The organism is Salipiger bermudensis, from assembly GCF_019801965.1.
In the GTDB taxonomy this organism is placed as follows: domain Bacteria; phylum Pseudomonadota; class Alphaproteobacteria; order Rhodobacterales; family Rhodobacteraceae; genus Salipiger; species Salipiger bermudensis_A.
Genome location: NZ_JAHVIA010000002.1, coordinates 381362 through 407682 on the forward strand (window position 1 = coordinate 381362; position 26321 = coordinate 407682).

Below are 26321 nucleotides of genomic sequence, written 5' to 3' on the forward strand. Positions count from 1 at the left end.
AGGTCTCAGAGAAGGAAACTGAGGGCGAAAATCATCACCCAGAGCGCCGCGAAGGAGAGCTTGGCCCCGGGGTTGCCGCTGCGCCGCAGGCGCCCGACCGCCTCGACCAGCGCGACGCGTGTATCATGCGCGACCATGCGCAGGTTGCCAAGCACCAGAAGGGTGCTCGCACAGAGAATCGCAAAGGCCAGGATCGTGGTCATCATGGCCTCATCATGGCGATCAAAATCGGCAGAATGTTGGCGCGAAACTGGAATTTAATAGAGTATTTTAGGACGAATTTTCATTAACTTACGTCTTTCCGCGCCGGGATTTGTCCGGAATTGGGCGCGCTTTGCGACGACGGCTGGGCTCGGGGCGAGTAATTTTGGCGCCTTCTAGCCCTAGTTGATCCCTGACGATTCGACCGCGCAGTTCGACCACTTCCCCGACCTTCATCTGGCCCAGCTGGAACGGCCCGTAGGAGATTCGGATCAGCCGGTTCACGGTCAGGCCGATGTCACTCATGGCGCGGCGGATCTCGCGGTTCTTGCCCTCGCGCAGGCCCACGGTGAGCCAGGCGTTGGAGCCCTGCTGGCGGTCGATCTCGACCTGCATTGGCTGGAACCGCTGGCCGTCGACCGTGATGCCGTCGCGCAGCGGCTTGAGCATCTCCTCGGTGGGCTTGCCGTTGACCCGGACGCGGTAGCGCCGCAGCCAGCCGGTCGAGGGCAACTCGAGCTTGCGCTTGATGCCGCCATCATTGGTGAGCAGCAGCAGCCCCTCGGAATTGAGGTCGAGTCGGCCCACGGTCATCACCCGGGGCAGATCCTCGGGCAGCTTGTCGAAGATGGTCTCGCGGCCCTGCTCGTCCTTGGTGGTGGTCACCAGCCCGGCGGGCTTGTGGTAGAGCCACATGCGCGGCGCCTCTGGCGCCTCGAGCGGCTTGCCGTCGACGGTGATCTTGTCCTTGCCGGTGACGTTGAGCGCCGGGCTGGCGATGGTCTCGCCGTTTACCGTGATGCGGCCCTCCTCGATCATCCGCTCGGCCTCGCGCCGGCTGGCGATGCCGGCACGCGACAGCACCTTGGCGATGCGGTCGCCGGGAGGCGTGTCGGTCGGGGACTTGTAGGGCGCTGAGGGGCGGGCAGGGGGCTTTTTCATGCGCCGAGCCATACTGCAAAGCTCAGCCCGGGGGAAGCGTCTCGCCAAAGCGCCACGGCTCGGCTATCACCCGGCGCCATGAGCTTTCGCAGTCACATGGAGCTGGCCCTTGCCGAGGCCCGCGCCGCCGCCGCCCGCGGCGAGGTGCCGGTGGGCGCGGTTATCGTGGCGCCCTCCGGCGCGGTGGTGGCCAGCGCCGGTAACCGCACCCGCGAGCTCGATGACCCCACGGCCCATGCCGAGATCCTCGCCCTGCGCGCCGCCTGCCGCGCCGCTGGCTCCGAGCGCCTGCCAGGGCATGATCTCTACGTCACGCTGGAGCCCTGCCCGATGTGCGCCGCGGCGCTCTCCTTCGCCCGCATCGCGCGGCTCTATTATGGCGCCGCCGATCCCAAGTCGGGCGGCGTCGATCACGGGGCGAGGGTCTACGCCCATGCCCAGTGCCACCACGCGCCCGAGGTCTATGACGGCATCTCCGCCGCGCCCTCGGAAGCGCTCCTGAAACGCTTCTTCGCGGAGCGCCGCACATGCTGATCCTGCTCAACAAGCCCTACGGCGTGCTGTCGCAATTCACCGACAAGGGCACCGCCGACACCCCGCGCGCGACGCTGTCGGACTATGTCGACGTGCCCAAGGTCTACCCGGCCGGCCGGCTCGACCGGGACAGCGAGGGGCTGCTGCTGCTCACCGATGACGGCCGGCTGCAGGCCCGCATCGCGCATCCGAAGTTCAGGAAGCCCAAGACCTATCTCGTGCAGGTCGAGGGTGATCCCTCGGAGGCCCAGATCGCGCAGCTGCGCCGCGGCGTGACGCTGAAGGACGGGCCCACCCGTCCGGCGCAGCTCCGCCGGCTGCCGCCGCCGGAGCTCTGGCCCCGCGTGCCGCCGGTGCGGTTCCGCAAGTCGGTGCCCGACGCCTGGCTCGAAGTGACGATCACCGAGGGCCGCAACCGACAGGTGCGCCGGATGACGGCCCATGTCGGGCTGCCCTGCCTGCGGCTGGTGCGCTGGTCGATCGGCGACTGGTCGGTCGAGGGGCTCGCGCCGGGGGAATGGCGCGTGGTCTGAGCCGGGCGCGCTGCCATCCCGGCCACGACGCGTCTTGGCACTGCCGGACGCCTCCGGCGGGAGTATTTTTGACGAAGAGAAGCCAGGGGCGCTGCGCCTTCGTCTTCTCTGGTTTCGAAATACCTCGGGGGTGAATTGGCGCGCAGCGCCAAGAGGGGGCAGAGCCCCTTTCCTCGGATCTGGCGTCCGTCACGAGAGCGCCCGGTCGATCAGCGCGGGGCTATTTGTGGACATATTATCTCCCGAAGCCGCTGGTCTTTCCCTGCTCCGCCCGTCAATGCTGCGCGCATGGACTTCTGGATCGTCGTCACCGTCGCCGCCGCCTTCTTTCAGACTTTGCGCTTCATGCTGCACAAGGTGCTGAGCATGGGTGGCCTGAGCGCCACGGGCAGCACCTTCGCCCGCTTCGCCTACGCGCTGCCGGCGGCGCTGCTGTTCACCGGTGCCTATCTCGTCATCACCGGGCAGGGCTGGCCGGCACTGCCCGCGGCGTTCTGGGCCTATGCCTGGATGGGCGCGCTGGGGCAGATCCTCGCTACCATCTGCGTCGTGGCGCTGTTCCGGCAGCGCAACTTCGCCGTCGGCATCACATTCAAGAAGACCGAGGTGATCCAGACCGCCATCGTCGGCTTCCTGATGCTGGGCGAGGCGATCTCGCTGGCCGGCTGGGGCGCGATCCTGATCGGGCTCGTGGGCGTGCTGCTGCTGTCGGACACGCCCGACATCACCGGCTCCTTCCTGCGCCGCATCGCCAACCGGGCGGTGGCGCTGGGGCTGGCTTCGGGCTTCTTCTTCGCCTTCTCCGCCGTCGGCTATCGCGGCGCCTCGCTCGAGATCGCCAGCAGCGACCCGATCCTGCGCGCCAGCGTCACGCTGAGCTGCGTGGTGCTGTCGCAATGCCTGGCAATGACGCTCTGGCTGCGGCTCTTCGAGCCGGGCCAGATCACCGCGGTCTGGCAGGCCCGAAAGGTGGCGCTCTGGCTCGGCCTCAGCTCGATGGCCGGTAGCCTCGCCTGGTTCACCGCCTACACGCTGCAGACCGCGGCCTACGTGCAGGCGCTGGGGCAGGTGGAGCTGATCTTCTCGCTGATCGCCTCGGTGCTGTTCTTCCGCGAGCACATCACCCGGCGCGAGCTCGCGGGCATCGGCTTCCTGACCCTGTCGATCATCGCGCTCGTCGTGGCGCTCTGAGGCGGGGCTAGTCGAACAGGGTCGACTGTCCGGGCGGCTGCGGCGCTGCGAGGCCGAGATGGGTCCAGGCGCGCTGCGCCAGCATCCGCCCGCGCGGGGTGCGCTGGATCAGCCCCTGTTGCAGCAGGTAGGGCTCGATCACCTCCTCGATGGCGTCGCGGCTCTCCGACAGCGCCGCGGCGATGGTCTCGATGCCCACCGGGCCGCCGCCGTAATGCTCGGCGATGAGCCCGAGATAGCGGCGGTCGGCGCCGTCGAGCCCGAGCCCGTCGACGCCCAGCCGGGTGAGCGCGCCGTCGGCCAGCTCCCGCGTCACCACGCCATTGCCCTCGACCACGGCGAAATCCACCACCCGGCGCAGCAGCCGCCCGGCGATGCGCGGTGTGCCGCGGGCGCGGCGGGCGATCTCGCGCGCGCCGTCGGGCTCAGCCCGGACGCCGAGCTTCTCGGCGTTGCGGGTGACGATGCTGTTGAGCTCCTCGACGGTGTAGAACTGCAGCCGCGTCGGGATGCCGAAGCGGTCGCGCAGCGGCGTGGTCAGGAGGCCGAGCCGCGTGGTGGCGCCGACCAGCGTGAAGGGCTGCAGCTCGATGCGCACGGTGCGCGCCGCCGGGCCTTCGCCGATGACGAGGTCGAGCTCGTAATCCTCCATCGCCGGGTAGAGCACCTCTTCCACGGCGGCGTTGAGCCGGTGGATCTCGTCGATGAACAGAACGTCATTGCGCTCGAGATTGGTGAGGATCGCCGCGAGATCGCCCGCCTTGGCCAGCACCGGCCCCGAGGTCATGCGGAAGTTGACCCCCAGCTCGCGCGCCATGATCTGCGCCAGCGTGGTCTTGCCGAGGCCTGGAGGGCCGTGGAACAGCGTGTGATCCATCGCCTCGCCGCGGGTGCGGGCGGACTGGATGAAGACCCGCAGGTTGGCGCGTGCCTCCGCCTGCCCGACAAAATCGCCGAGCATCTGCGGCCGCAGCGCGCGGTCGCGATCCTCGGGCATCGGTTCCGGGCGCAGGGTGGGATCCGGGTCGGTCATGCTCAGTTTCCGTTCAGGCCGAAGCGAAGTGTGTCGAGCCTAAGCTTCCAGGTTGTCTCTGCGGCGATCACGTCTTGATCGGGGGCTGTCGGCGACACCAATTCGAGTATCGAAAAACGAAAACTCGCAGGGCTTCGCTTGGAAAGCCCGACGGTGATGCCGCGGTCTCGCGCGACGTGCTGTCGCCATCGGCCAAGAAGGTTTTCCAACCCGTACGCCGATCCGACATATCTTGCTCCGTCGTCCTCGTCCACGATGAGGTAAACGCCACGCCATGCTCTGAGTGTGAACTCCCAGTCTCTGGGGAGGGTCGAGAGCTCCGCGCTTGTCAGCGTGAGTTCCCGCCAATTGGGCATTGTGGGGGCAACGCGGCCTTCACGAGAAAACTCTAGCACCTCCAGCGGGGTCGTGTCTGCGCGCCGCAGATAATTGCGACCGCCCGGGTCACGACAGATCAAGCGCTTCTCATAGGTCGATGTCTGGGCAAGCGGGGTGAGCTGAAAAAGCGTCCGACCCGCCAGCTGCCGGGCCTTCTCCTTGACCGTGCTGCGATGTCCTTCAACGCGCTCGTTCATCTCTCGAAGGCGCGCGTCATGAAGCCAATCTTGTTCCGTCAATGTCGGTCCAACTTCGCGCTCGAAGAGGCCGAGGAACGTCGCCTCTCCGGGCAGGAGCGAAAGGAAGGACGCAAAGTAGCGGCGATTGCGGATGGTCGCTTCGGCAAGCTCACTATGTGTCGCCTGAAAGGCGTCGAAAAGGTCTGGGCGTTCCTCAACGAGTACAGCCAGAGCGCGGCGCGTGATCGGGTCGCTCGGTTTGTGAAGGCACAAGGCGACGTCGCGCTGTGGAATGTCATGGAGCCGCAGGATGTCTTGGAAAAACACCGGCCTCAGCCCTTCGGCGCTAGCAGTTTCAGCGCCGCGCGGATCAGCTCGGCGGTGGTGGCCTCGGGCAGATCGCCCGCGGCCTGCGCCACGGCACCGGCGGCCTCGCCGGGGGCGTAGCCGAGATTGGAGAGGGCAGAGAGCGCCTCGGACTGGGCCGGGGCGGCAGCGGGCGCCGGGCGCGGGGCAGGGGCGCGCGGTGCGGCGGGGGCGGGCGTCGCGTCTTCGAGCACGTCGTCGCCGGGGCTTGCCACCGGGCCCGCGCCCATCGCCATCACCATCGGCGCCTTGTCCTTCAGCTCGTGGACCACGCGCTGCGCGGTCTTGGGGCCGATGCCCTTGGCGGCCTTGATCGCGGTGCCGTCGCCAAGCGCGATGGCGCGGCTGACGCCGTCGGGGCCGAGCGTGCCGAGGATGGCGAGAGACGCCTTCGCCCCCACGCCCTGCACCGTCATCAGCAGGCGGAACCACTCCTTCTCGACCAGCGTCGGGAAGCCGTAGAGCTGCAGCAGGTCCTCGCGCACCATGAGATCGGTATAAAGCGCCGCCGCCTCGCCGGGGCCGGGCAGGCCGGCGAGCACCCTGTCGGAGCAGTAGACCACGTAGCCGACGCCGCGCACGTCGATCAGCACGTGGTCCTCGCCCTTGTATTCGATGCGTCCTGCGATGCGCCCGATCATGCCCGTATCCTCGCCTGCTGCGGCCCGACGTGATGGGCGTGGCAGATCGCGATGGCCAGCGCGTCGGCGGCGTCGGGCCCGGCGATCTGCACGCCCGGGAGCTGCATCTTCACCATGTGGTCGATCTGGCGCTTGTCGGCATGGCCGACCCCCACCACTGTCTTCTTGACCTTGTTGGGAGCGTATTCGCCCACCGGAAGGCCGAACTGCGCCGGCACCAGGAGCGCCACGCCACGCGCCTGTCCGAGCTTCAGCGTGCCGACCGCGTCCTTGTTGACGAATGTCTGCTCGACCGCCGCGATCTGCGGGGCGAAGCGGGTCAGCACCTCGGTGAGCTGGCGATGCAGCGCGAGCAGACGGGTGGCGAGATCATCGCTTCCCTGCGATTCGCAGACCCCGTTCGCGACATGCCGGAGGCGGCTGCCTTCGGCGTCGATGATTCCCCATCCCAGCCGTCTCAGACCCGGATCGATGCCGAGAACCCTCATTCCTGCCCGCCTTTGTGTTGCCTGTTTGCCATCGAGTAGCACGAAACGCGAACATTCGCCAAGCAAGAAGCGCCGGAAGCGAGAAGACCGGCCTGCCCGATACAAGGGCGCGGGAGCCTGATTGCGACATCCCGAGATCCGCAAGCGACCGCGGAGCGCCGCGAAAATGAGCGGAATTGCAGGCCTTTAAGTTAATTTATGAGCTATTCGCAAAACGCATAAGGACCATGCATTTTCTGCGAGTTGTCCTCTCTTGGGCGCTTCACTAGATGCCTCGCATAGAAAACAGGCAAACTGAAAACATCAAGTCAAGGACACTGACCCATGTCGGCATATGACTCCTTCCGCCAGAACGCTGGTGCCGCCGGTATGGCCGGTCGCATCGGCACTGTCTTCCTCAACGGCTACGGCGCAGCGCCGGAGCGTGGCGCTTCGGTCTCCTACGAGATCGCAGCCTCGGTGAGCCGCTTCTTCGCGGCCGTCACCGACGCGATCATCGACTGGAACGACGCCCGCCTGACCCGCAAGAGCCTCGAGGCCCTCACTGATCGCGAACTCGACGATATCGGTCTGACCCGCGCAGACATCTATTCCGTCGCCCGCGGCAAATTCTGAGAAGACGGCCCCTTGCGAGGGGCCTCCCCCGCCACTCACGGCCAAGACGAGAAAGCCGCGCCCTTCATCGGAAGGCGCGGCTTTTTTCACGTTTGGCTGGTAGCGGGCGCCCGGCGCCCGGCCGTTCAGCCGATGAGGGACTGGATCAGGGTGGCGATCCACAGGCTCGCGGGGTCGAGACCCATCAGCCAGGCGCCGGCGCGCTCGACCAGTGTGCCCTGCGCCAGATGCGCGACGCGGGCGAGATATTCCTCGCCGCCGAGACTCGCGAACAGAACGGCCTTGAAGGCGAAGAAGCCGAGGAGGGCAAACAGCACGCCCTTGAGAGAGACGACCGGAACACGGCGGATCGGCCGGTGCTCGATGATCCCGTTGCGGTTCAGCTTGGTGACATAGCCGTTTGCGAGCTTGTGGTGCTTCATGACGACAGCGCGCTGGCGCTTGTCGAAGTCATTCAGAGCCTTATCCATGGCAACCTCTTACACAATCCGGCCCCCACCGGATGTGCCGCATATGAGCTTGGAATGGGGCGAAACTGTGACTTATGCCCAGAAACTCTCCAGGAATCTGAAATTCAGGTGGCGCTGCGCTGCAGCGTCAGGGTCACCCAGTCACCAATCTCCTCGCGGTGGGCCAGATTGATGCCGTTCTGCGCATAAACCTCGACCACCTCGTCGGCCTGCCGGGTGAGGATGCCCGACAGAATCGCGTAGCCACCCTCCTGAAGATGCGCCGCCATGTGCGGGGCGAGGTCGATCAGCGGCTGCTTGAGGATGTTGGCGAAGACCAGGTCGAACGGCGCGCGGGCCGCCAGCTCGGGGTTGTCGAAGCCGGCGGCCTCGACGCAGGTCACCTTGCCCTCGAGGCCGTTGGCGCGGACATTGGCCTCCGCGACCTCGACGGCGACTTCGTCGATATCCGACGCCATCACCGTGTCGGGCCAGATCCGGGCCGCGCCCATCGCCAGCACCGCGGTGCCGCAGCCGATATCGGCGACGCGCTTGCCGGTGAAACCGCCGGTGGCGAGTCGGTCGAGGGCGCGCAGGCAGCCCAGCGTGGTGCCGTGATGGCCGGTGCCGAAAGCCATGGCGGCCTCGATCAGCAGCGGCTCAGCGTCGGCTGGCACCTTGTCGGCATCATGGCTGCCATAGACGAAGAAGCGCCCGGCCTCGACCGGGGTCAGCTCGCGGCGCACCTTGTCGACCCAGTCCTGGTCGGGCACCTCGGAGACCACGAAGGGCTGGGCGCCGAAAGCGGCGGCAAGCAGGGCCAGCTCGATGTCGTCGGGCGCCTCGGTGAAGTAGCCGCCGACCTCCCAGGTCCCGCTGCCGTCCTCGATCTCGAAGACGCCGATGCCTGAGGGCGCGGGCTCGAGCTCTTCCATCGCCTCGCCGAGCGCCTCGGCAGGATCCTTGGCGGGAAGCTTGGTGAAGGCGGTCCAGGTTCTGGGCATGGAAGGGGCTCCGGGTTGTGTGCGGGCCCCGATACCGCGTTTGCCGCGCGGTGGGAAGAAAGATTGCGCGGCCCGGTCGGGGCCGGAGTGTTCATGGTACGAAAAGGGGGCGCTGCCCCCTCTTGGCGCGGTGCGCCAATTCACCCCCGAGGTACTTGCAAACCAGAGAAGGCAAGGGCGCTTCGCCCCTGTCTTCTCTTCGTCAAAAATACTCCCGCCGGAGGCGTCCGAGGGTCAAGCTCGCGCAGCGCTCAGCCGCGCCAGGCGAAGAAGCCGGGGCCCGCCTTTGCGAGAAGCTCCTCGGCCAGCGTGCGGCCCATGGCGGGGCCGTCGGCGGCGGGGCCGGTCAGCTCTCCCGCATGGGAGGCGCTGCCATCGGGGGCGAGGATCTCGCCGCGCAGGCGGAGCGTGTCGCCGTCGAGCTCGGCGAGGCCTGCGATCGGAGTCTCGCAGGAGCCGTCGAGGGCGGCGAGGAAGGCGCGTTCGGCGGCGAGGCGGGTGGCGGTGTCGGTGTCGTGGATCGCGGCCAGCATCTCGGCCGTGGGGGCGTCGTCACTGCGGCGCTCAATGCCGATGGCGCCCTGCGCGATGGCGGGCAGCATGTCGTCAGGCGACATGGCGGTCATCGGGATGTCGGTCATGTCCATGCGGCGCAGGCCGGCCATGGCGAGGAAGGTGGCGGCGGCGACGCCATCCTCGAGCTTTTTCAGCCGGGTCTGCACGTTGCCGCGGAACTCCACCACCTGCAGGTCGGGGCGGCGGTTGAGCAGCTGCGCCCGGCGGCGCAGCGACGAGGTGCCGACCACGGTGCCCTCGGGCAGCGCGGCAAGCCCGGCATGGCCCGGCGAGATGAAGGCGTCGCGCACGTCCTCGCGCGGGAGGTAGCAATCGAGCACAAGCCCCTCGGGCTGCTCGGTCGGCATGTCCTTCATCGAGTGCACCGCGATGTCGATACCGCCCGAGAGCAGCTGCTCCTCGATCTCCTTGGTAAAGAGCCCCTTGTTGCCAATCTCCTTCAGCGGACGGTCGGCGGCGATCATCGCGCGGTCGTCGCCGGTGGTCTTGATGACGACGATCTCGAAGGCGTTCTGCGGCAGCTCGAACGCGGCGGCGAGGCGGTCGCGGGTCTCATGGGCCTGGGCCAGCGCCAGCGGCGAGCCACGGGTGCCGATCTTCAGGGGCGCGGCGGGGGTCGGAAGCGGTGTCATCATGGGCCTGAGCTTTATGTCGCGTGTTCGCCTGTGGCAATGGGGCGTGATTTGACATATTGCCGCCTGCGACACCATCTGGGAGGCCGCGACAATGACCAAGACCATCCTCAGGGCGCTTGCCGGCGAGACCCTGCCCGTGCCGCCGGTCTGGATGATGCGCCAGGCCGGGCGCTACCTGCCGGAATACAAGGCGACCCGGGCGCAGGCCGGCGACTTCCTGTCGCTGTGCTACAATCCCGAGCTCGCCGCCGAGGTGACGCTGCAGCCGATCCGCCGCTACGGCTTCGACGCCGCAATCCTCTTTGCCGACATCCTGCTGCTGCCGCAGGCGCTGGGCCACGACCTGTGGTTCGTCACCGGCGAGGGGCCGCGGCTCTCGACCGTGACCACGCAGGCCGAGTTCGACAAGCTGGGCCGTGGCGAGATGATCCACGACACGCTCAGCCCGATCTACGAGACGGTGAAGATCCTGCGCCGCGAGCTGCCGGAAGAGACCACGCTGATCGGCTTCGCCGGCGCCCCCTGGACCGTGGCGACCTACATGATCGCCGGGCGCGGCACCAAGGACCAGGGCCCGGCGCACGCGCTGAAGGCCGAGAACCGGCCGGTCTTCGAGGCCATCATCGAGCGCCTGACCGAGGCCACCATCGATTACCTCTCGGCGCAGGTCGAGGCCGGGGCCGAGGTGGTCAAGCTGTTCGACAGCTGGGCGGGGTCGCTCTCGGGCGAGGATTTCCGCCGCTATGCGCTGGAGCCCGCCAAGATTATCACCCAGGAGCTCAAGGCGCGCCACCCGGGGCTGCCGGTCATCGTCTTCCCGCGACAGGCGGGGCAGGGCTATGTCGGCTTTCACGAGGCGACCGGCGCCGATTGCGTCGCGGTCGATGACAGCGTCACCCCGGAATGGGCCGCCGAGCACGTGCAGGTCTCGGGCTGCGTGCAGGGCAACCTCGCCTCCTCGCACATGGTCACCGGCGGCGACGCTCTGGTTGCAGAGACCCGGCGGGTGGTGAAGGCCTTCTCCAAGGGGCCGCATATCTTCAACCTCGGCCACGGCATCACCCCCGATGCCGATCCCGAGAACGTGCAGCTGATGATCGACACGGTGCGCGAGGGCGCCTGAGCCCGCTTGGCCCGGGCACGATCCGGGTTGCGATACCCCCGTCCCGATGCGATTGGGGCGGGGAGACAAGCCGGAGATCCCAGACATGCCCTTCACCCTCGCCACCTGGAACATCAACTCGGTCCGCCTGCGCGAGGCGCTGGTCTGCAAGCTGCTGACCGAGGAGGCGCCGGACGTGCTCTGCCTGCAGGAGTGCAAGAGCCCGGTCGAGAAGATCCCGCTCGAGGCGTTCAAGGCGCTGGGCTACGGCCATATCGTGGCGCGGGGCCAGAAGGGCTACAATGGCGTGGCGATCCTGTCGAAGCTGCCGCTGCGCGACGTGGGTGACCGCGATTTCGCCGGGCTTGGCCATGCCCGCCACGTCGCCGCCGAGCTTGAGAACGGTGTGACGGTGCACAATTTCTACGTCCCCGCCGGCGGTGACGTGCCCGACCGCGAGGTCAACGAGAAGTTCGGCCAGAAGCTCGATTACCTCTCCGAGATGCGAGACTGGTTCCGCGAGGACGCGCCGAAGAAATCCATCCTCGTCGGCGATCTCAACATCGCCCCGCGCGAGGACGACGTCTGGTCGCACAAGCAGCTTCTCAAGGTGGTCTCGCACACGCCCGTCGAGGTGGCGGCGCTGGCCGAGACCCAGGAGGCGGGCGCCTGGGTCGACATCACCCGCAAGGACATCCCCGAGGGGCTGCTCTATTCGTGGTGGTCCTACCGGGCGCGCGATTGGGATGCCGCCGACAAGGGGCGCCGTCTCGATCACGTCTGGGCGACGCCCGACATCGCCTCAGCCGGGCATTCGAGCCGGGTGCTGCGCGAGGCGCGCGGCTGGGAAAAACCGTCGGACCACGCGCCGGTTTTCGCGACATTCGATCTCTGAGCGCAAACAATGGCGTAGACGGAACCGGAAGCTCTTGGCAGGGTTGAGACCGACCTTGTAGGCATAGTTTCATGTTCATCGCCGACCTGCGCATCCTGATCTCCGTTCTCATCGCCATCCTTCTGCCGCTGGCGGTGGGGGTGGCAATCTGGCGGGTGCTGCGCCGGGCGCGCACGCCGCAGGGCTCGGTCGCATGGGTGGTGTTCCTGCTGGCTGCGCCTTGGTTCGCGCTGCCGGCCTACCTGCTCTTCGGCCATCACAAGCTGCACGGCTTCACCAAGCGCCGTCGTGCCAGCCACCGGCTGATGAAGACCTTCGGCGCCTATGCCCGCACGGTGCAGCCGAGCCGCGACCGCGACGCCTACAGGCTCTACGAGCGAATCTCGGAGCTGGGCGTGGTCGGCGGCAACCGGTTCGAGCTGCTGATCGACGGGGCGCAGACCTTCCCGACAATTCATGATGCCATCGATGCGGCGCAGAGCTACGTGCTGGTGCAATACTACACCATCGCCGACGACGACACCGGGCGGGCGCTGGCCGATCGCCTGATCGCGGCGGCGGAGCGCGGTGTTTCGGTGCGGGTGCTCTACGACGGCGTCGGCAGCTACAGCCTGCCGGCAAGCTACCGCGACCGTCTAGTCAAGGCCGGGGTCAACGTACTCGACCCGCGCGCCGCGCGTGGCCCGACCTCGCGGCTGCAGATCAACTTCCGCAACCACCGCAAGACCGTCATCATCGACGGCGAGGTCGGTTTCACCGGCGGGCTCAACGTTTCAGACACCTATCGCGGGTTGAACCCCGAGTTCGGGCCGTGGCGCGATACCCACCTGCGGCTCGAAGGGCCGACCGTGGCGCAGCTCCAGCTTGCCTATGTCGAGGATTGGCACTGGGCCACCGACGAGGCGCTGGGCGAGAAACTGCACTGGACCCCGGCGGCGCAGGAGGACGGCGCCGACGCGGTGGTGGTGCCTTCGGGCCCGGTCGACGAGCTCGACAGCGGCTCGCTGTTCTATTTCTCGGCCATCACCGCCGCCCGCGAGCGGCTCTGGATCTCCTCGCCTTACCTGGTGCCCGACGAAGAGGTGTTCGCGGCGCTGAAGGCGGCGGCGCTGCGCGGCGTCGACGTGCGGGTGCTGGTGCCGGAGGTCCGCGACCACTGGCTGACATGGCTGGCGGCCTTCACCTATTTCGACGAGCTCCGCGCCGCGGGCGTGCAGATCTGGCGCTACCAGCCGGGCTTCGTGCACCAGAAGGTGGTGGTCTGCGACAGCGAGTTCGCCGGTGTCGGCACCGCGAACCTCGACAACCGCTCCTTCCGCCTCAATTTCGAGACCATGGTGGCGGTGTTCGACGAGCGCTTCGCCGGCGAGGTGGCGGCAATGCTGGAGGCGGATTTCGAGGTCTCCGAGCGGCTCGAGACCAGCTTCGACGAGCAGCCGCTCTGGCTGCGGGCCGGCGCGCGGGTGACGCGTCTTTTCTCGCCGGTGCTCTGAGAGGGAAGGCGCGACATGAAGATCGCGAGCTACAACATCCGCAAGGCGCTGGGCACCGATCGCCGCCGCGATCCGGCGCGCATTCTCAAGGTGCTCAACCAGATCGACGCCGACGCGGTGCTGCTGCAGGAGGCCGACCTGCGGCTCGGCCCGCGCCCCACGGCGCTGCCGCGCTTCCTGATCTCGCAGGAGACCGACTACGAGGTCGCCGACCTGGCGATCAACGATGTCAGCATCGGCTGGCACGGCAACGCCATCCTGCTGCGCCGCGGGCTTGCGGCGGACCGGCTCGAGCGCATCGAGCTGCCGGGGCTGGAGCCGCGCGGCGCGGTGCTGGCCGAGGTCGGCGGCGTCACGCTGGTGGGCGCGCATCTGGGGCTGATGCGGCGCTACCGCCTGCTGCAGATGACCGCGATCCGCGAGCACCTGAAGGGGCGCGAGACCCGCGCGCTGATCGCCGGCGATTTCAACGAGTGGTCCGACGTGCGCGGCTACGAGCCGTGGGAGAAGAAGTTCGAGCTGCTGCTGCCGGGGCGCAGCTACCACGCCCGCCGCCCCTTCGTGGCGCTCGATGGCATCGCGCACGGGCGCGGGCTGCGCATCGCCGAGATGGGCGTCGAGAGCGGCGGCGCGGCGCGGCTGGCCTCGGATCACCTGCCGATCTGGGCCCGGATCGAACACGGTTAGCGCGGCTTTTCGGCGCTTCGTCCCGCTGCGGACGCCCGATACCCTTGCAACGCTTGGTCTCATGCGCCATCTGTCCCTGCAACGTGACCGCAAGCAGCGGAGGACAAGATGCTGGAACTGGGTGGCAATGCGCAGGCGCCGAAGGGCGACCTCATCAAGGATGTGACCGAGGCCGATTTCATGGCCGAGGTGGTCGAGAAGTCGCAGGAGGTCCCGGTGATCGTGGACTTCTGGGCGCCGTGGTGCGGCCCCTGCAAGCAGCTCGGACCGGCGCTCGAGGCCGAGGTGACCGCTGCCAAGGGCGCCGTGGTCATGGCCAAGGTCAATGTCGACGAGGCGCAGATGATCGCCGGCCAGATGCGCATCCAGTCGATCCCGACGGTCTATGCCTTCTACAAGGGCCAGCCGGTCGACGGCTTCCAGGGCGCGCTGCCGCCCTCCGAGCTCAAGGCCTTCGTCGAGCGCGTGGTGCAGGCCGCCGGCGGTGACGCCAGTGGTGGGCTCGATGATGCCGTCGACGCTGCCGAGGAGATGCTCGAGCAGGGCGCGGCCACCGACGCCGCCCAGACCTTCGCCGCGATCCTCGAGGAAGACCCGCAGAACGCCCGAGCCTATGGCGGCTTCGTGCGCGCCCATATCGCGATGGACGATCTCGATCAGGCCGAGGCCGTGCTCAACGGCGCTCCGGTGGAGATTTCCAAGAGCCCCGAGCTGGAAGCCGCACACGCGCAGCTCGAGCTGGCGAAGCAGGCCGCCGATGCCGGCCCCGTCGCCGAGCTCACCGCCGCCGTCGAGGCCGATCCGGCCAACCATCAGGCCCGCTTCGATCTCGCGCAGGCGCTTTACGCCAAGGGCGATGCCGAGGGCGCGGTGGCGCAGCTGCTCGAGCTTTTCAAGCGCGATCGCGAATGGAACGACGGCGCTGCCAAGGTCCAGCTTTTCACCATCTTCGAGGCGCTCAAGCCCAACGATCCGGTGGTGCTGAACGGGCGCCGCAAACTCAGCTCGATGATATTTGCCTGAGGCCCCCGGCGCACTAGCTGGGCTTGCATGGCGAAACTCATCGATCTGCCGGGAACGATCCCGATCTTTCCGCTTCCGGGCGCGCTGCTGCTGCCGCGCGCGCGGCTGCCGCTGCACATCTTCGAGCCGCGCTATCTGGCGATGCTCGACGATGCGTTGAAGACCGAGTCGCGGCTGATCGGAATGGTCCAGCCCGACCCGCTGTCGAAGCGCGAGGGCGGCGACGGGCTCTACAAGATCGGCTGCGCCGGGCGCGTCACGCAATTCTCCGAGACCGAGGATGGGCGCTACATGATCACCCTCACGGGCATGTCGCGTTTCCGCATCCGGCAGGAGATCGAGAGCTTCACCCCCTATCGCCGCTGCGAGGTGAGCTGGGAGGGGTTCGACCGCGACCTCGAGGCCGGGGAAAGCGATGCCTGCTTCCAGCGCGACGCGTTTCTCCGCCTGCTCGACCGCTATTTCGAGGCCAAGGGCCTGTCGGCGGACTGGGGTACGCTGAAGGAGGCGGATGACGAGCTGCTGGTGAACTCGCTCTCCATGCTGCTCGAGTTCGACTCCGAGGAAAAACAGGCGCTGCTCGAGGCGCCGTCGCTGCAGACCCGGCGCGAGACGCTGGTGACGCTGATCGAATATGCCCTGCGGGGCGGTGGCGCAGAGGACCGCGTTCAATGACCGAAGCCGAAACATCCCCCACGGCGTTTGACCGCCGCATGCTCGAGGCGCTGGTCTGCCCGGCGACCCAGCACCGGCTCGACTACGATCTCGAGCGGCAGGAGCTGGTCAGCAAGGCCGCCGGTCTCGCCTATCCGATCCGCGACGGCATCCCGGTGATGCTGGTCGACGAGGCGCGGCGTCTCGACGACTGAGGCATTTCGCCGGTTGCGCGCTCCCACCGATCTGGCCGATGATCTCCCAGAGGAGAGGCGGTGTTCGGGCTGGGAGGGCGCGAGATGCGGTTGACGGTCATTCTTTCCATGCTTGTGAGCGGCGTTGCGCCGGGGGCGCTTTCGGCCGAGGCAGAAGACGGTGCGGCGGTCTTCCAGCAGGCCTGCGCGCGCTGCCATCGCCACCCCTCGGAAGTGTCCTACGCCTTCGAGGGCGCCGAGGCCGCGGCGGAGATGGACGCCTTCCTGACCCGCCATCACGCTCGCGACCCCGAGATGCGGGCGGCGCTGATCGCGTGGTTTCTGGCTCAGATCAGCGAGTAGAGCGCCATTGCCGCCGCCAGGGCGGCGAAGATCGTCGCGAAGCCTGCCATCATCCGGTGATCCTTGCGCGAGAGCGGCCCCGCGCCATAGCTGAAGCGCTCGTAATGGATGCGCGGGAGCGGCACGCCGAGATCGTTGAGCGTGTCGGTCAGCGTCGTCATCATCGGCCCCGGGCCGCAGATCATCACCTCGACCCGCTTCGGATCGAGCCCCTCGAGAAGCTGGCGCATTTGTGCCTCTCCCAGCCTGCCTTGCGCGACCTCGCCGCCGGCGTTGCGGCTCGCGGTCAGGAGGGGCGTGACGTCGAGCGCCTTCAGGGCCGGGCGGAGCATCTCGTCGGGCATCATGTCGGACGCGTCATGCACCGAGTAGGCAAAGCGCAGCGGGCCGTCGCAGCCGTCGCGGGCGAATGCTTCGAGCATCGACAGGATCGGCGCGATGCCGACGCCGCCGGCGATCAGGATGAGCCCGTCGCGGGGGCCACCGCTCGGCCCGAAGCTGCCATGCGGCCCGTCGATGGCGACACGGGTTCCGGGCATGACCGCATCGAGCGAGGAGGTGAAATCGCCCGCCTCCTGGATCAGCAGGCGCAGCTGCGGTGCGCCGGGGGCGGAGGCGATCGAGAACGGGTGGTCATGCAGCGGGAGGCGCTGACCGCCGACGCTGGCCCAGACGAATTGGCCGGGACGGAAATCGAGCCGGTGGCCGCGCGGGTTCTCAAGCAGCATCTCGTGGATGCTCGGCGTGACGCTGCGGAGGCCCGCAATGGTCCAGCACTGGCCCGGCGGGCGGGTCAGGCGGCGGGCATAGACCCAGAGCGCCGGCAGGGTGACGGCGGCGGCGAAGCCGGCCCAGAGCGCGGTGCGCGCGGGGCTCAGCAGCCCGTCGGTGAAGAGGTGCGCCAGCACCAGCCCGACCAGCGCCAGCGCCCCCAGCGCGTGGCTGCCGCGCCAGACCTGGTAGCGCACCGGCAGCCGGTCTCGCAGCAGCGCCAGCAGTACCAGAAGCGCCAGCAGGATCAGCGCCAGCCGGGCGTCCCAGAGCCGCTCGGCGGTCATCAGCGTCTCGAGCCGGCGGGCGAAGCGGTTGGGGCGATCCGGGTCGGGCAGGCCGATCAGCAGGGCCACATGCGCCAGCGCGAAGGCCAGCGCCATCGGCGCGGCCCATTTGTGGAACGCCATGGTGATGTCGATGCCGATGCGGCCCGAGACCGCCTCGAAGCGGCCGCTGGAGATCATCTGAAGGAAGATCATCGCGGCGGAGATCGTGCCGGCGGCGGCGCCGAGCTGTACGGTGAGCTGCCGGTGGGTCTCGCCCAGCAGGGAGGCCAGCGCCAGCGGCAGCAGCACGGCGCCGACATAGATCAGCGCAAGCGTGAGCGGGGGGATGCCCCGGTGAATGATCGTGTGGCGCGGAAGATCCGACATCCGGCCCTCCATCGGTTTGCCGCCCGAGTCTGCACCCGCGCCGCAAACCGCGCCTTGAGCCGCGTCAAAGCGTGATGTCGAGCGCCCGCTTGAACATCTCGGCGTCGACATTGCCGCCGGAGACGGTGCAGATCACCGCGTCGCCGGCGATCTCGTCGCCACGGAACAGCGCCGAGGCCAGCGCCACCGCGCCGCCGGGCTCGGCGACGATCTTGAGGTGGCGGAAGGCGAGCTGCATGGCCTTCAGCGCTTCCTCCTCGCTGACCGCGAAGCCCGGTCCGCAGAGGCGCTGCATGATCGGGAAGGTCAGGTTGCCGGGCTGCGGCGTCACGATCGCGTCGCAGATATTGCCCGACAGCTGCGCGTTGCGGGCGATGGCACCCTCCGCCAGAGAGCGCTTCACATCGTCGAACCCCTCGGGCTCGGCGGGGCGCACGCGCAGCCCCGGCGCCCTGGCCTCGAGCGCCAGCGCAATGCCCGAGGTCAGCCCGCCGCCGCCGCAGCAGACAATGACGTCGGCCTCGCCCAGGCCCGCCTCTGCCGCTTGTTCGGCGATCTCGAGCCCGCAGGTGCCCTGGCCCGCGATCACCTCGGGCTCGTCGAAGGGCTTGATCAGCGTCAGTCCGCGCTCGGCGGCGAGCCGGGCGCCGATCTCGTCGCGATCCTCGCTGGCGCGGTCATAGGGCACCACCTCGCCGCCGAGTCCCTTGGTGCCGGCGACCTTGGCGGCCGGCGCGTCCGAGGGCATGACGATCACTGCGGGGATGCCGTGCATCCGTGCCGCCGCCGCGATGCCCTGCGCGTGGTTGCCGGAGGAAAACGCGATGACGCCCTGCTTGCGAACCTCCGGGTCGAGCGCCGAGATCGCGGACCACGCGCCGCGGAACTTGAAGCTGCCGGTGTGTTGCAGGCATTCCGCCTTCACGAAGAGCCGCCGCCCGGCGATCTCGTCTAGGAACGGGGAGGAGAGCAGCGGCGTGCGGCGGGCGTGACCGGCGAGCCGCTTTGCGGCCGCCTCGATGCGGGCGATGTCCATGCGATGTCCTGTGGTGCGGCGTTTGGCCGGAGCCTGCGCCGGGGCCCTGACGGTGTCAACGGGGGTTGCGGCGCGGCGCGCGCGGGGGCAGTGTCCGGCGCGATGATCGAACGGCAGCACAGCGCGGACGGGGTGACGTCGCGGGCGTATTATTCGCCCTGCGAGCGCTACCGCTACGGGCTCGAGCGGGCCTGGGGGCAGGGGCCGTCGCTGCTCTACGTCATGCTCAACCCCTCGACGGCAGATGAGCTGCGCAACGATCCCACCATCGAGCGCTGCCAGCGCCGCGCGGTGCAGCTGGGGTTCGGCGCCATGCGCATCGCCAATCTCTTCGCCTGGCGCGCCACCCGGCCCGAGGATCTGCACAAGGCGCACTTGCCGGTGGGCAAGGAAAACGACGCGCTGCTGCACGCCTGGCACGATGAGGCAGACATGACGCTCGCCGCCTGGGGCGTGCATGGCGCGCTCGAGGGGCGCGGGCCGGCGCTGGCGGCGGCGCTGCCCGGCGCGCTGCATCACCTCGGCCTCACCCGCGACGGGCACCCGCGCCACCCGCTCTACGTCTCCTACAAGATCGCGCCGGCGCTCTGGCCGGAGGAGGACCGCTATCGCGAGCTGCGCGCGAAGGTTGCCGGCGGTTAACCCTGAGTCGCGATTTCCGTTGAGTTCGTCGGGGCTTGGCAGGAGAGTCGCGCCGCGTCTTTCTGTGCGAGGTTGGCGGATGCTCTGGTTGGCGGGTCTGATGGGATTGATGGTGCTGGGATCGGTCGCGATCATCGGCACCCAGGGCACCGATAGCGATGACGACGATCCGCTTTCGGACGGGGCCGAGACCGACGAGGAGGTCGGGGAGGAGGCAGGAGAAGCCGTTCCGCGCGGCCTCTTCGCCTCGGGCACCGAGGGGCCCGACACGCTTCAGGGCAGCGACGAGACCGACCTCCTGGCCGGGCTTGGCGGCGACGACCTGATCGACGGGCAGGGCGGCGATGACGCGCTGGTGGGCGGCGAGGGGGCCGACACGGTGCTCGGCGGCGATGGCAACGATACGCTGCATGGCGATGCCGGGGGCGATCTGCTGATGGGGCTCGGGGGCTCGGACCTGCTCTATGCCCATGACGGCGGCGGCGCGCTCGATGGCGGCGATGACGATGACGAGCTTCAGGGCGGGCTTTCGGCGGATTCCCTGCTCGGTGGGTCCGGAGACGACGCGCTGCACGGGCGCGAGGATGACGACACGCTGATCGGCGGCGCCGGGCAGGACACGCTGTTCGGTGGCTGGGACGATGACCTGATCTCGGGCATCCTGCTCGGCGAGGGCGGGGGCGATATCGACGCGCTCGACTATCTCAACGGCGGCGATGGCAATGACCGGCTGGAGATCGGCGCGCATGACGTGGCCTCCGGCGGCGATGGCCGCGACGAATTCGTGCTCGGCACGTGGATCCGCGACGGGGACAACGCGACGCTGATGGATTTCGACCCGGAGCAGGACCGGCTGCTGATCGTCTACGACGACAGCGGCGGCGCCCGTGCGCCCGAGCTCCAGCTGCGCACCAGCACCGAGGTCCCCGGGCTGACCGAGATCGTGCTGGACGGCGATGTTCTCGCGGTGATGCCGGATGTCGACGCGCCGCCGCTCGAGGCCGTTGTGCTGCTGGGCGAGAGCGCGGCGGCGCTGGCCGGCGCCGCCTGAGCGCGGCCTGAGTGCGGGCTTCGTGGGCGTGGCGGCGCGCTTCGGGGTTTTCCCTTTTCAAACCGCCGGAATCGCCCTATACGCGCGCATCCGCTCCATTCGGGGGCGGGTTTCTCCACGGGCCTTGCTGGACGACATCCCGGCTCGCGCCATCCACACCAACCTATCAAGGAGACCCCGATGTCGATCACTGTCGAAGAAAAGAACCGCCTGATGAAGGAATTCGCCACCAAGGAAGGCGATACCGGCTCCCCTGAAGTTCAGGTGGCCATCCTCACCAGCCGCATCACCACCCTGACCGAGCACTTCAAGACCCACAAGAAGGACAACCACTCGCGTCGTGGCCTTCTCAAGCTCGTGGCCCAGCGCCGCAAGCTGCTGGACTACCTGAAGGGCAAGGAAGAGGCCCGTTACCAGGACCTCATCAAGCGTCTCGGCATCCGCCGCTAAGACGTCCGGGCTTCGCGCCCGATCAAGGTTACGAGCGCCCGGTCCGCAAGGAGCGGGCGTTTCGCGTTGAAAGGGCCTGTCTTCAGCGGGAATTCGCCGCTCTGATGGGCTTTGGTTGAAAGCCCGGCAGGCGCTTCCGATCTCTTGGCGAGGCTGGCGCGCCGCGGGTTTTCCTTTCAATCAGGGACAAAACCCTGTATGGCCGCGCCATCTGAGACGTGACGCCCTTGGCCCCCGGGCGCGTGCAGGAGGATAGGGGGCGGCGGCAATGGGGCCGCCACGAAAACGGGAGACGCGGGAGGGCCCGCGAGTGCTCCCTCACAGGATATGAATATGTTCAACATTACGAAGAAATCGATGCAGTGGGGCGAAGAGACGCTCACGCTGGAATCGGGCAAGGTCGCCCGTCAGGCCGACGGCACCGTCATCGCCACCCTGGGCGAGACCTCCGTCATGGCCAACGTGACCTTCGCGAAAGAGCCGAAGCCGGGTCAGGATTTCTTTCCGCTGACCGTCCACTACCAGGAAAAATACTACGCCGCGGGCAAGGTGCCCGGCGGCTTCTTCAAGCGTGAAGCGCGTCCGACCGAGAAAGAGACGCTGACCGCACGCCTGATCGACCGTCCGATCCGCCCGCTGTTCGTCCCCGGCTTCAAGCATGAAGTGCTGGTGATGTGCACCGTGCTCAGCCACGACCTCGTCAACGACCCCGACATCGTCGCGATGATCGCCGCCTCGGCCGCGCTAACCATCTCGGGCGTGCCGTTCATGGGCCCGATCGCCGGCGCCCGCGTCGGCTTCGAGGATGGCGAGTACGTGCTGAACCCGACCGTCGACGACATGCAGGGGCTGCGCAACAACCCCGAGCAGCGTCTCGACCTCGTCGTCGCCGGCACCAAGGACGCCGTGATGATGGTGGAATCGGAAGCCTACGAGCTGACCGAGGAAGAGATGCTGGGCGCGGTGACCTTCGCCCATGAGCAGATCCAGCCGGTCATCGACCTGATCGTCGGCCTGGCCGAAGACTGCGCCAAAGAGCCGTTCGACTTCCAGCCGCCGGATTACTCGGCGCTCTACGACGTCGTGAAGGGTCTCGGCGAAGACAAGATGCGCGCCGCCTACGCGATCACCGACAAGCAGCAACGCGTTGCCGCGGTCTCCGCCGCCAAGGAAGAGATCAAGGCCCAGCTTTCGGAAGAGCAGCTCGAAGACGCCAATCTCGGCTCGGCGCTCAAGAAGCTCGAGTCGACCGTCCTGCGCGCCGACGTGGTCAAGAACAAGCGCCGCATCGACGGCCGCGCGCTCGACCAGGTCCGCCCGATCCAGTCGGAAACCTCGGTGCTGCCCCGGACCCACGGCTCGTCGCTGTTCACCCGTGGCGAAACCCAGGCGCTGGTCGTGACCACGCTGGGCACCGGCGACGATGAGCAGATCATCGACGCGCTGCACGGCAACTTCCGTTCGAACTTCCTGCTGCACTACAACTTCCCGCCCTACTCGGTGGGTGAGGTTGGCCGCGTGGGTTCGCCCGGTCGTCGCGAGATTGGCCACGGCAAGCTGGCATGGCGCGCCCTGCAGGCAGTGCTGCCGGCCCCGACCGATTTCCCCTACACCATCCGCGTGGTCTCCGAGATCACCGAGTCCAACGGCTCGTCCTCGATGGCCTCCGTCTGCGGTGGCTCGCTGTCGATGATGGATGCGGGCGTTCCGCTGAAGGCGCCGGTGGCCGGCGTGGCCATGGGCCTCGTGCTGGAAGACGATGGTGAGTATGCGGTCCTGACCGACATCCTCGGCGACGAGGATCACCTCGGCGACATGGACTTCAAGGTCGCAGGCACCGAGAACGGCATCACCTCGCTGCAGATGGACATCAAGGTCGCGGGCATCACCCCCGAGATCATGAAGCAGGCGCTGGCGCAGGCCAAGGACGGCCGCATGCACATCCTCTCCGAGATGGGCAAGGCGCTTTCCGAGGCCGGCGAATTCTCGGTTCACGCCCCGCGTATCGAGATGATGCAGATCCCGACCGACAAGATCCGCGAAGTGATCGGCTCGGGCGGCAAGGTCATCCGCGAGATCGTCGAAGTCTCGGGCGCCAAGGTCGACATCAACGACGAGGGCCTGATCAAGATCGCGTCGCCGAACGGCGAGTCGATCCAGAAGGCCTATGACATGATCCACTCGATCGTGGCCGAGCCGGAAGAGGGCAAGGTCTACAAGGGCAAGGTCGTGAAGATCGTCGATTTCGGCGCCTTCGTGAACTTCTTCGGCAAGCGCGACGGCCTGGTGCACGTCTCGCAGATCGAGAACCGCCGCCTGAACCATCCCTCGGACGTTCTGAAGGAAGGCCAGGAAGTCTTCGTGAAGCTGCTCGGCTTCGACGATCGCGGCAAGGTGCGCCTCGCCATGAAGATGGTCGACCAGGAGACCGGTGAAGAGGTCTCCGCCGAGAAGAAGGAAGAGGCGGCCGACTGAGCCCCTCTTGCCTGACGGCTGATACAGGAACGCCCCGGCCAATGGCCGGGGCGTTTCGCGTTCCGGGCAGCCGTTCGCGGCTGCTCCTCCCTCGCTTGCGCGCGTCGTCGCCTCGACGGGCGGGGTCAGTTGCGGCGCGAGGGGGGCGGGGCGCCCTCGGGAGCGAAGACCAGCGAGGTGGTGCTGGCGCCGGCCCAGAAGCCCTCGAAGAATTCCGCCGGGTTGGCGCGGGCGCGTTGCGCCTCGGTCAGCGCCAGCAGCCCTGCGATGTCGTCATAGCCCCAGCTCAGCAGCAGCCCCGGCGCGGCCACGGCGGAGAGCTTCTCGCCGGGAAGCCCCACCGCCGGGTTCTCGCGGGAGAACGCCCCCGTCGGGCAGACCCGCGAGACCTCGCGCCACTCGCTCCAGAGCGTCACGTCCTCCTGGCCGAGTGCCTCGAGATAGTGCCCCAGCGCGGGCTCCATCGCTGCCGGCAGGAGGTCTTCCTCGGGCTGGTAGAGCCCGGTGCGATCGCAATACTCCGCCAGCCGCGCGGCCAGATCATGATCGGCCTCGGGAATCTCGCCGCCGATCGCCTGCAGCCAGACGGTGCGCGCGAAGCGGTCGAAATCGGTGGCACCGATGGCGAAGGCCACGTCGGACCAGGCGACGGCCGTTCCGCTCTGCTTGATCAGATCTTCGAACCCCTCTGGCGCCGGGTTGACCGGCTCGGGCATGCCGCCCTCCTCGATCTGCTCCATCAGCGTCTCGGGATCCATCGCCACGCGCATCGGCCCGAAGCTCGCCGTCTCGGGCGTGTAGCCGGGCACCTGGAAGAACGGGTTCAGCACGATGAAGACGTGGTCGTAATCGTATTTCCACCAGTCCAGAACCGGCACGTTGTCATACGGATGCTCGAGCCGTCGCGGGACGGCGCTCAGCCGGTCGTTCTGAAGATCGAAGTCCATTGCGTCCTGTGTAGCACGGAGTGTCGGCCAAGGCCAAACACGAGCGCGGCGGGCAGCGCAATCCGCGGCCTGCAGCGAAGGGGGGGAGGGGCGAGAAAAAAGGCCGGGCATGACGCCCGGCCAGGTCCAACAGGGAGGTGCATGTGATGACCCGCACATGCAACGGGATCCGTCTGATATAGGTTGTAAAGCTACGCGCACAATATGGCTTTGATCTGTCGCAAACGGAAACCCGTCGTTGCAGCCCTGCCGGCCCGCAGCCGCCGGACAGCCGCCGGCTGCGGGGAGGGATGCAGGGGAACCAATCCGCCGGCGCTGTCGTTGGGCGGGCAAGGCGGGGCGCACGGCCCGCAGCCCGGCATCCCGCGAATGCCCCGTTCCGACACGCACACAGAAAAGCGAGAGACCCATGGCCCAGAAGCCCACCCTGACTTCGACCTCCGGCGCGCCCGCCCCGACAAACCGGACTTCGCAGACCGCGGGCAACCGCGGCCCGGTGCTGATGCAGGACCATCATCTGCTTGAAAAGCTTGCGCATCAGAACCGCGAGCGCATCCCCGAGCGGGTCGTGCATGCCAAGGGCTGGGGCCTTCAGGGCAGCTTCACAGTGACCCATGACATCAGCAAATACACCTGCGCCAAGATGTTCTCCGAGATCGGCAAGACCACCGAGGTGCTGTCGCGCTGGTCCACTGTGGCCGGCGAACGCGGGGCGGCCGACGCCGAGCGCGACGTGCGTGGCTTCGCGCTGAAATTCTACACCGAGGACGGCAACTGGGACATGGTGGGCAACAACACGCCGATCTTCTTCGTCCGGGATGCGTTCAAGTTTCCGGATTTCATCCGCACCCAAAAGCGCCACCCCAAGACCAACATGCGCTCGCCGGAGGCGATGTTCGACTTCTGGGCGGGCCAGCCCGAATCGGTACACCAGGTCACCATCCTGATGTCGGATCGCGGCATCCCGCGCTCGCCCGCGCACATGAACGGCTACGGCTCGCATACCTTCTCGATGTGGAACGCGGACGGGGAGCGCCACTGGGTGAAGTTCCACTTCAAGACCCAGCAGGGCCATGACTGGCTGTCGGACGCCAAGGCCGCCGAGATCATCGGCCAGACCCGCGAGAGCTACCAGGAAGAGCTCTGGAACATGGTCAGTGCTGGCCAGTTCCCGAAATGGACGATGTATCTGCAGGTGATGAGCGAGGAAGAGGCGCTTGAGACGCCGTTCAACCCGTTCGATCTCACCAAGGTCTGGCCGCATGCGGATTACCCGCTGATCGAGGTTGGCGAGCTCGAGATGCACACCATCCCGGAGAACTATTTCCAGCTGGTCGAGAACGCGGCCTACAACGTCAACAACGTGGTGCCGGGCATCGGCTTCTCGCCGGACAAGATGCTGCAGGCGCGGATCTTCTCCTACGCCGACGCCCACCGCTACCGCCTCGGCACCCATTACGAGGCACTGCCCGCGAACGCGCCGAAGGCCGCCAAGGTAAGCCACTACCACAAGGACGGCGCGATGCGGTTCTTCACCAATGATTTCGGCAATCCCGATGCCTATTACGAGCCCAACCAGTATGACGGCCCGGTCGCGGATGAGACTGTGCAGGAACCGCCAATGCGCATCGACCCCGAGGCCGTGGCCGCCCGCTTCGACCAGGAAGAGAGCGATATCGACTACGTCCAGCCGCGCGCGCTCTATGCCGAGGTGCTGGACGACGACGAGCGCGACCGCCTGCACCGCAACATGGCCGGCGGCATGGCGCCATGCACCGACGGCGTGAAGGAGCGCTGGCTGGCGGTGCTCAAGAAGGTGCACCCCAGTTACGAGGCCGGCGTGCGCCGCGCGCTGGAAACCGGCCAGCATGGTGATCCGTCCCTGCCGGTGACTGACGACACCCCGATCCGCGCCGCCGAGTAGGTCGCGCAGCGCCGCAGGTGAAGAAGGCCGCCCGAAACCCGGGCGGCCTTTCTGATCGATAGGGTCGATTGGGGGCGCTGCCCCCGCCCGCGTGCCGCGGACTCCCCCGAGGTATTTGGAAACCAGAGAAGACAGGAGCGCCGTGCCCCTGTCTTCTCTTCGTCAAAAATACTCCTGCCGGAGGCGTGCCGGC

The 26321-nt window shown here is 67.7% G+C and carries 29 protein-coding genes; 17 read left to right on the forward strand and 12 right to left on the reverse strand.

The genetic code is table 11. The features are described 5' to 3' along the window. Nucleotides 1–5: 5 nt before the first annotated feature. Both KUV62_RS05775 and KUV62_RS05780 read right to left on the reverse strand, forming a co-directional pair. Nucleotides 6–206: a hypothetical protein gene (locus KUV62_RS05775; protein ID WP_222602723.1), complete on the reverse strand. Its 201-nt coding sequence runs from the start codon at nucleotides 204–206 to the stop codon at nucleotides 6–8. A gap of 85 nt (nucleotides 207–291) precedes the next feature. After that, nucleotides 292–1143, reverse strand: coding sequence for a pseudouridine synthase (locus KUV62_RS05780; RefSeq protein ID WP_222602724.1), 852 nt, complete (start codon nucleotides 1141–1143; stop codon nucleotides 292–294). 78 nt (nucleotides 1144–1221) lie between these two features. On the opposite strand from KUV62_RS05780, the gene KUV62_RS05785 reads away from it, so the two are divergent. The 3 genes from KUV62_RS05785 to KUV62_RS05795 all read left to right on the forward strand — a co-directional run bounded on the left by KUV62_RS05785 (nucleotide 1222) and on the right by KUV62_RS05795 (nucleotide 3401). Beyond that, nucleotides 1222–1677: a nucleoside deaminase gene (locus KUV62_RS05785; RefSeq protein WP_222602725.1), complete on the forward strand. Its 456-nt coding sequence runs from the start codon at nucleotides 1222–1224 to the stop codon at nucleotides 1675–1677. Beyond that, nucleotides 1671–2210, forward strand: coding sequence for a pseudouridine synthase (locus tag KUV62_RS05790; RefSeq protein WP_222602726.1), 540 nt, complete (start codon nucleotides 1671–1673; stop codon nucleotides 2208–2210). Before KUV62_RS05785 ends, KUV62_RS05790 begins: the two co-directional genes overlap by 7 nt. Before the next feature lie 288 nt (nucleotides 2211–2498). Beyond that, the gene (locus KUV62_RS05795; RefSeq protein ID WP_222602727.1) at nucleotides 2499–3401 is read left to right on the forward strand and encodes a DMT family transporter; all 903 of its coding nucleotides are present in this window, start codon (nucleotides 2499–2501) and stop codon (nucleotides 3399–3401) included. Between the two features lie 7 nt (nucleotides 3402–3408). Here the strand turns inward: KUV62_RS05795 and ruvB are convergent, their stop codons facing one another. From ruvB to ruvC, 4 genes are read right to left on the reverse strand one after another with little or no spacing between them, the layout of a single operon-like run. Next, nucleotides 3409–4434, reverse strand: coding sequence for a Holliday junction branch migration DNA helicase RuvB (gene ruvB / locus KUV62_RS05800; protein WP_222602728.1), 1026 nt, complete (start codon nucleotides 4432–4434; stop codon nucleotides 3409–3411). A 2-nt stretch (nucleotides 4435–4436) separates the two neighbouring features. Next, a complete protein-coding gene (locus tag KUV62_RS05805) occupies nucleotides 4437–5318 on the reverse strand; it encodes a GIY-YIG nuclease family protein (protein ID WP_222602729.1) in 882 nt (293 codons plus the stop codon). Between the two features lie 5 nt (nucleotides 5319–5323). Next, nucleotides 5324–5998, reverse strand: coding sequence for a Holliday junction branch migration protein RuvA (gene ruvA, locus KUV62_RS05810; protein ID WP_222602730.1), 675 nt, complete (start codon nucleotides 5996–5998; stop codon nucleotides 5324–5326). Continuing rightward, nucleotides 5995–6486 (reverse strand): crossover junction endodeoxyribonuclease RuvC, encoded by a 492-nt coding sequence (gene ruvC / locus KUV62_RS05815; protein ID WP_222602731.1) that lies wholly within the window; start codon nucleotides 6484–6486, stop codon nucleotides 5995–5997. Before ruvC ends, ruvA begins: the two co-directional genes overlap by 4 nt. 324 nt (nucleotides 6487–6810) lie before the next feature. On the opposite strand from ruvC, the gene KUV62_RS05820 reads away from it, so the two are divergent. Continuing rightward, entirely contained in the window at nucleotides 6811–7101 is a 291-nt protein-coding gene (locus tag KUV62_RS05820; protein ID WP_222602732.1) for a DUF1127 domain-containing protein, read from the forward strand. 125 nt (nucleotides 7102–7226) lie between these two features. Here KUV62_RS05820 and KUV62_RS05825 read toward each other — a convergent pair whose 3' ends face one another. From KUV62_RS05825 to hemC, 3 genes are all read right to left on the reverse strand, one after another. Continuing rightward, nucleotides 7227–7571: a hypothetical protein gene (locus tag KUV62_RS05825; protein WP_222602733.1), complete on the reverse strand. Its 345-nt coding sequence runs from the start codon at nucleotides 7569–7571 to the stop codon at nucleotides 7227–7229. Between the two features lie 104 nt (nucleotides 7572–7675). Further along, nucleotides 7676–8554 carry a 50S ribosomal protein L11 methyltransferase gene (locus KUV62_RS05830; RefSeq protein WP_222602734.1) on the reverse strand — a complete coding sequence of 293 codons (879 nt, stop codon included), beginning with the start codon at nucleotides 8552–8554 and terminating at the stop codon, nucleotides 7676–7678. A 251-nt stretch (nucleotides 8555–8805) separates the two neighbouring features. Further along, nucleotides 8806–9765, reverse strand: a complete 960-nt coding sequence (gene hemC, locus KUV62_RS05835; protein WP_222602735.1) for a hydroxymethylbilane synthase — start codon at nucleotides 9763–9765, stop codon at nucleotides 8806–8808. Nucleotides 9766–9856: 91 nt separating this feature from the next. Here hemC and hemE point away from each other — a divergent pair, with 91 nt between their 5' ends. The 8 genes from hemE (at nucleotide 9857) to KUV62_RS05875 (ending at nucleotide 16176) form a co-directional block, all read left to right on the forward strand. Beyond that, nucleotides 9857–10888, forward strand: a complete 1032-nt coding sequence (gene hemE / locus KUV62_RS05840; RefSeq protein WP_222602736.1) for a uroporphyrinogen decarboxylase — start codon at nucleotides 9857–9859, stop codon at nucleotides 10886–10888. A gap of 85 nt (nucleotides 10889–10973) precedes the next feature. Continuing rightward, nucleotides 10974–11762: an exodeoxyribonuclease III gene (locus KUV62_RS05845; RefSeq protein WP_222602737.1), complete on the forward strand. Its 789-nt coding sequence runs from the start codon at nucleotides 10974–10976 to the stop codon at nucleotides 11760–11762. A gap of 71 nt (nucleotides 11763–11833) precedes the next feature. After that, a complete protein-coding gene (cls, locus tag KUV62_RS05850) occupies nucleotides 11834–13255 on the forward strand; it encodes a cardiolipin synthase (RefSeq protein ID WP_222602738.1) in 1422 nt (473 codons plus the stop codon). A gap of 15 nt (nucleotides 13256–13270) precedes the next feature. Beyond that, entirely contained in the window at nucleotides 13271–13942 is a 672-nt protein-coding gene (locus KUV62_RS05855; protein WP_222602739.1) for an endonuclease/exonuclease/phosphatase family protein, read from the forward strand. A gap of 108 nt (nucleotides 13943–14050) precedes the next feature. Further along, nucleotides 14051–14965 carry a thioredoxin family protein gene (locus tag KUV62_RS05860; protein WP_222602740.1) on the forward strand — a complete coding sequence of 305 codons (915 nt, stop codon included), beginning with the start codon at nucleotides 14051–14053 and terminating at the stop codon, nucleotides 14963–14965. Between the two features lie 27 nt (nucleotides 14966–14992). Beyond that, the gene (locus tag KUV62_RS05865; protein ID WP_222602741.1) at nucleotides 14993–15640 is read left to right on the forward strand and encodes an LON peptidase substrate-binding domain-containing protein; all 648 of its coding nucleotides are present in this window, start codon (nucleotides 14993–14995) and stop codon (nucleotides 15638–15640) included. Next, nucleotides 15637–15834, forward strand: coding sequence for a Trm112 family protein (locus tag KUV62_RS05870; protein WP_222602742.1), 198 nt, complete (start codon nucleotides 15637–15639; stop codon nucleotides 15832–15834). The genes KUV62_RS05865 and KUV62_RS05870 overlap by 4 nt, the downstream gene beginning before the upstream one ends. Before the next feature lie 84 nt (nucleotides 15835–15918). Further along, nucleotides 15919–16176, forward strand: a complete 258-nt coding sequence (locus KUV62_RS05875; RefSeq protein ID WP_222602743.1) for a hypothetical protein — start codon at nucleotides 15919–15921, stop codon at nucleotides 16174–16176. Here the strand turns inward: KUV62_RS05875 and KUV62_RS05880 are convergent. Both KUV62_RS05880 and KUV62_RS05885 read right to left on the reverse strand, forming a co-directional pair. After that, nucleotides 16161–17603, reverse strand: a complete 1443-nt coding sequence (locus tag KUV62_RS05880; protein WP_222602744.1) for a ferric reductase-like transmembrane domain-containing protein — start codon at nucleotides 17601–17603, stop codon at nucleotides 16161–16163. The two genes, KUV62_RS05875 and KUV62_RS05880, sit on opposite strands and share 16 nt — an antisense overlap. Nucleotides 17604–17667: 64 nt before the next feature. Continuing rightward, nucleotides 17668–18639, reverse strand: a complete 972-nt coding sequence (locus KUV62_RS05885) for a threonine/serine dehydratase (protein WP_222602745.1) — start codon at nucleotides 18637–18639, stop codon at nucleotides 17668–17670. A 102-nt stretch (nucleotides 18640–18741) separates the two neighbouring features. Here KUV62_RS05885 and KUV62_RS05890 point away from each other — a divergent pair, with 102 nt between their 5' ends. From KUV62_RS05890 to pnp, 4 genes are all read left to right on the forward strand, one after another. After that, on the forward strand, nucleotides 18742–19281 hold the full coding sequence (locus tag KUV62_RS05890) for a DUF1643 domain-containing protein (protein WP_222602746.1): 540 nt from the start codon (nucleotides 18742–18744) through the stop codon (nucleotides 19279–19281). A gap of 79 nt (nucleotides 19282–19360) precedes the next feature. After that, nucleotides 19361–20332: a calcium-binding protein gene (locus KUV62_RS05895; protein ID WP_222602747.1), complete on the forward strand. Its 972-nt coding sequence runs from the start codon at nucleotides 19361–19363 to the stop codon at nucleotides 20330–20332. 180 nt (nucleotides 20333–20512) lie between these two features. Continuing rightward, nucleotides 20513–20782 carry a 30S ribosomal protein S15 gene (gene rpsO, locus KUV62_RS05900; protein WP_207076099.1) on the forward strand — a complete coding sequence of 90 codons (270 nt, stop codon included), beginning with the start codon at nucleotides 20513–20515 and terminating at the stop codon, nucleotides 20780–20782. 333 nt (nucleotides 20783–21115) lie between these two features. Continuing rightward, entirely contained in the window at nucleotides 21116–23257 is a 2142-nt protein-coding gene (gene pnp / locus KUV62_RS05905; RefSeq protein ID WP_222602748.1) for a polyribonucleotide nucleotidyltransferase, read from the forward strand. A gap of 125 nt (nucleotides 23258–23382) precedes the next feature. Here the strand turns inward: pnp and KUV62_RS05910 are convergent, their stop codons facing one another. Continuing rightward, on the reverse strand, nucleotides 23383–24204 hold the full coding sequence (locus tag KUV62_RS05910) for a hypothetical protein (protein WP_222602749.1): 822 nt from the start codon (nucleotides 24202–24204) through the stop codon (nucleotides 23383–23385). Nucleotides 24205–24613: 409 nt separating this feature from the next. On the opposite strand from KUV62_RS05910, the gene KUV62_RS05915 reads away from it, so the two are divergent. Beyond that, nucleotides 24614–26128 carry a catalase gene (locus KUV62_RS05915; protein WP_222602750.1) on the forward strand — a complete coding sequence of 505 codons (1515 nt, stop codon included), beginning with the start codon at nucleotides 24614–24616 and terminating at the stop codon, nucleotides 26126–26128. The last annotated feature ends 193 nt before the right edge of the window (nucleotides 26129–26321 follow it).

Bases quoted from the DNA above. Each gene is read 5' to 3' on its own strand.
- KUV62_RS05775 (WP_222602723.1), bottom strand. From the start codon at position 206: ATGATGACCACGATCCTGGCCTTTGCGATTCTCTGTGCGAGCACCCTT.
- KUV62_RS05780 (WP_222602724.1), bottom strand. From the start codon at position 1,143: ATGAAAAAGCCCCCTGCCCGCCCCTCAGCGCCCTACAAGTCCCCGACC.
- KUV62_RS05785 (WP_222602725.1), top strand. From the start codon at position 1,222: ATGAGCTTTCGCAGTCACATGGAGCTGGCCCTTGCCGAGGCCCGCGCC.
- KUV62_RS05790 (WP_222602726.1), top strand. From the start codon at position 1,671: ATGCTGATCCTGCTCAACAAGCCCTACGGCGTGCTGTCGCAATTCACC.
- KUV62_RS05795 (WP_222602727.1), top strand. From the start codon at position 2,499: ATGGACTTCTGGATCGTCGTCACCGTCGCCGCCGCCTTCTTTCAGACT.
- ruvB (WP_222602728.1), bottom strand. From the start codon at position 4,434: ATGACCGACCCGGATCCCACCCTGCGCCCGGAACCGATGCCCGAGGAT.
- ruvA (WP_222602730.1), bottom strand. From the start codon at position 5,998: ATGATCGGGCGCATCGCAGGACGCATCGAATACAAGGGCGAGGACCAC.
- ruvC (WP_222602731.1), bottom strand. From the start codon at position 6,486: ATGAGGGTTCTCGGCATCGATCCGGGTCTGAGACGGCTGGGATGGGGA.
- KUV62_RS05820 (WP_222602732.1), top strand. From the start codon at position 6,811: ATGTCGGCATATGACTCCTTCCGCCAGAACGCTGGTGCCGCCGGTATG.
- KUV62_RS05825 (WP_222602733.1), bottom strand. From the start codon at position 7,571: ATGGATAAGGCTCTGAATGACTTCGACAAGCGCCAGCGCGCTGTCGTC.
- KUV62_RS05830 (WP_222602734.1), bottom strand. From the start codon at position 8,554: ATGCCCAGAACCTGGACCGCCTTCACCAAGCTTCCCGCCAAGGATCCT.
- hemC (WP_222602735.1), bottom strand. From the start codon at position 9,765: ATGATGACACCGCTTCCGACCCCCGCCGCGCCCCTGAAGATCGGCACC.
- hemE (WP_222602736.1), top strand. From the start codon at position 9,857: ATGACCAAGACCATCCTCAGGGCGCTTGCCGGCGAGACCCTGCCCGTG.
- KUV62_RS05845 (WP_222602737.1), top strand. From the start codon at position 10,974: ATGCCCTTCACCCTCGCCACCTGGAACATCAACTCGGTCCGCCTGCGC.
- cls (WP_222602738.1), top strand. From the start codon at position 11,834: ATGTTCATCGCCGACCTGCGCATCCTGATCTCCGTTCTCATCGCCATC.
- KUV62_RS05855 (WP_222602739.1), top strand. From the start codon at position 13,271: ATGAAGATCGCGAGCTACAACATCCGCAAGGCGCTGGGCACCGATCGC.
- KUV62_RS05860 (WP_222602740.1), top strand. From the start codon at position 14,051: ATGCTGGAACTGGGTGGCAATGCGCAGGCGCCGAAGGGCGACCTCATC.
- KUV62_RS05865 (WP_222602741.1), top strand. From the start codon at position 14,993: ATGGCGAAACTCATCGATCTGCCGGGAACGATCCCGATCTTTCCGCTT.
- KUV62_RS05870 (WP_222602742.1), top strand. From the start codon at position 15,637: ATGACCGAAGCCGAAACATCCCCCACGGCGTTTGACCGCCGCATGCTC.
- KUV62_RS05875 (WP_222602743.1), top strand. From the start codon at position 15,919: ATGCGGTTGACGGTCATTCTTTCCATGCTTGTGAGCGGCGTTGCGCCG.
- KUV62_RS05880 (WP_222602744.1), bottom strand. From the start codon at position 17,603: ATGTCGGATCTTCCGCGCCACACGATCATTCACCGGGGCATCCCCCCG.
- KUV62_RS05885 (WP_222602745.1), bottom strand. From the start codon at position 18,639: ATGGACATCGCCCGCATCGAGGCGGCCGCAAAGCGGCTCGCCGGTCAC.
- KUV62_RS05890 (WP_222602746.1), top strand. From the start codon at position 18,742: ATGATCGAACGGCAGCACAGCGCGGACGGGGTGACGTCGCGGGCGTAT.
- KUV62_RS05895 (WP_222602747.1), top strand. From the start codon at position 19,361: ATGCTCTGGTTGGCGGGTCTGATGGGATTGATGGTGCTGGGATCGGTC.
- rpsO (WP_207076099.1), top strand. From the start codon at position 20,513: ATGTCGATCACTGTCGAAGAAAAGAACCGCCTGATGAAGGAATTCGCC.
- pnp (WP_222602748.1), top strand. From the start codon at position 21,116: ATGTTCAACATTACGAAGAAATCGATGCAGTGGGGCGAAGAGACGCTC.
- KUV62_RS05910 (WP_222602749.1), bottom strand. From the start codon at position 24,204: ATGGACTTCGATCTTCAGAACGACCGGCTGAGCGCCGTCCCGCGACGG.
- KUV62_RS05915 (WP_222602750.1), top strand. From the start codon at position 24,614: ATGGCCCAGAAGCCCACCCTGACTTCGACCTCCGGCGCGCCCGCCCCG.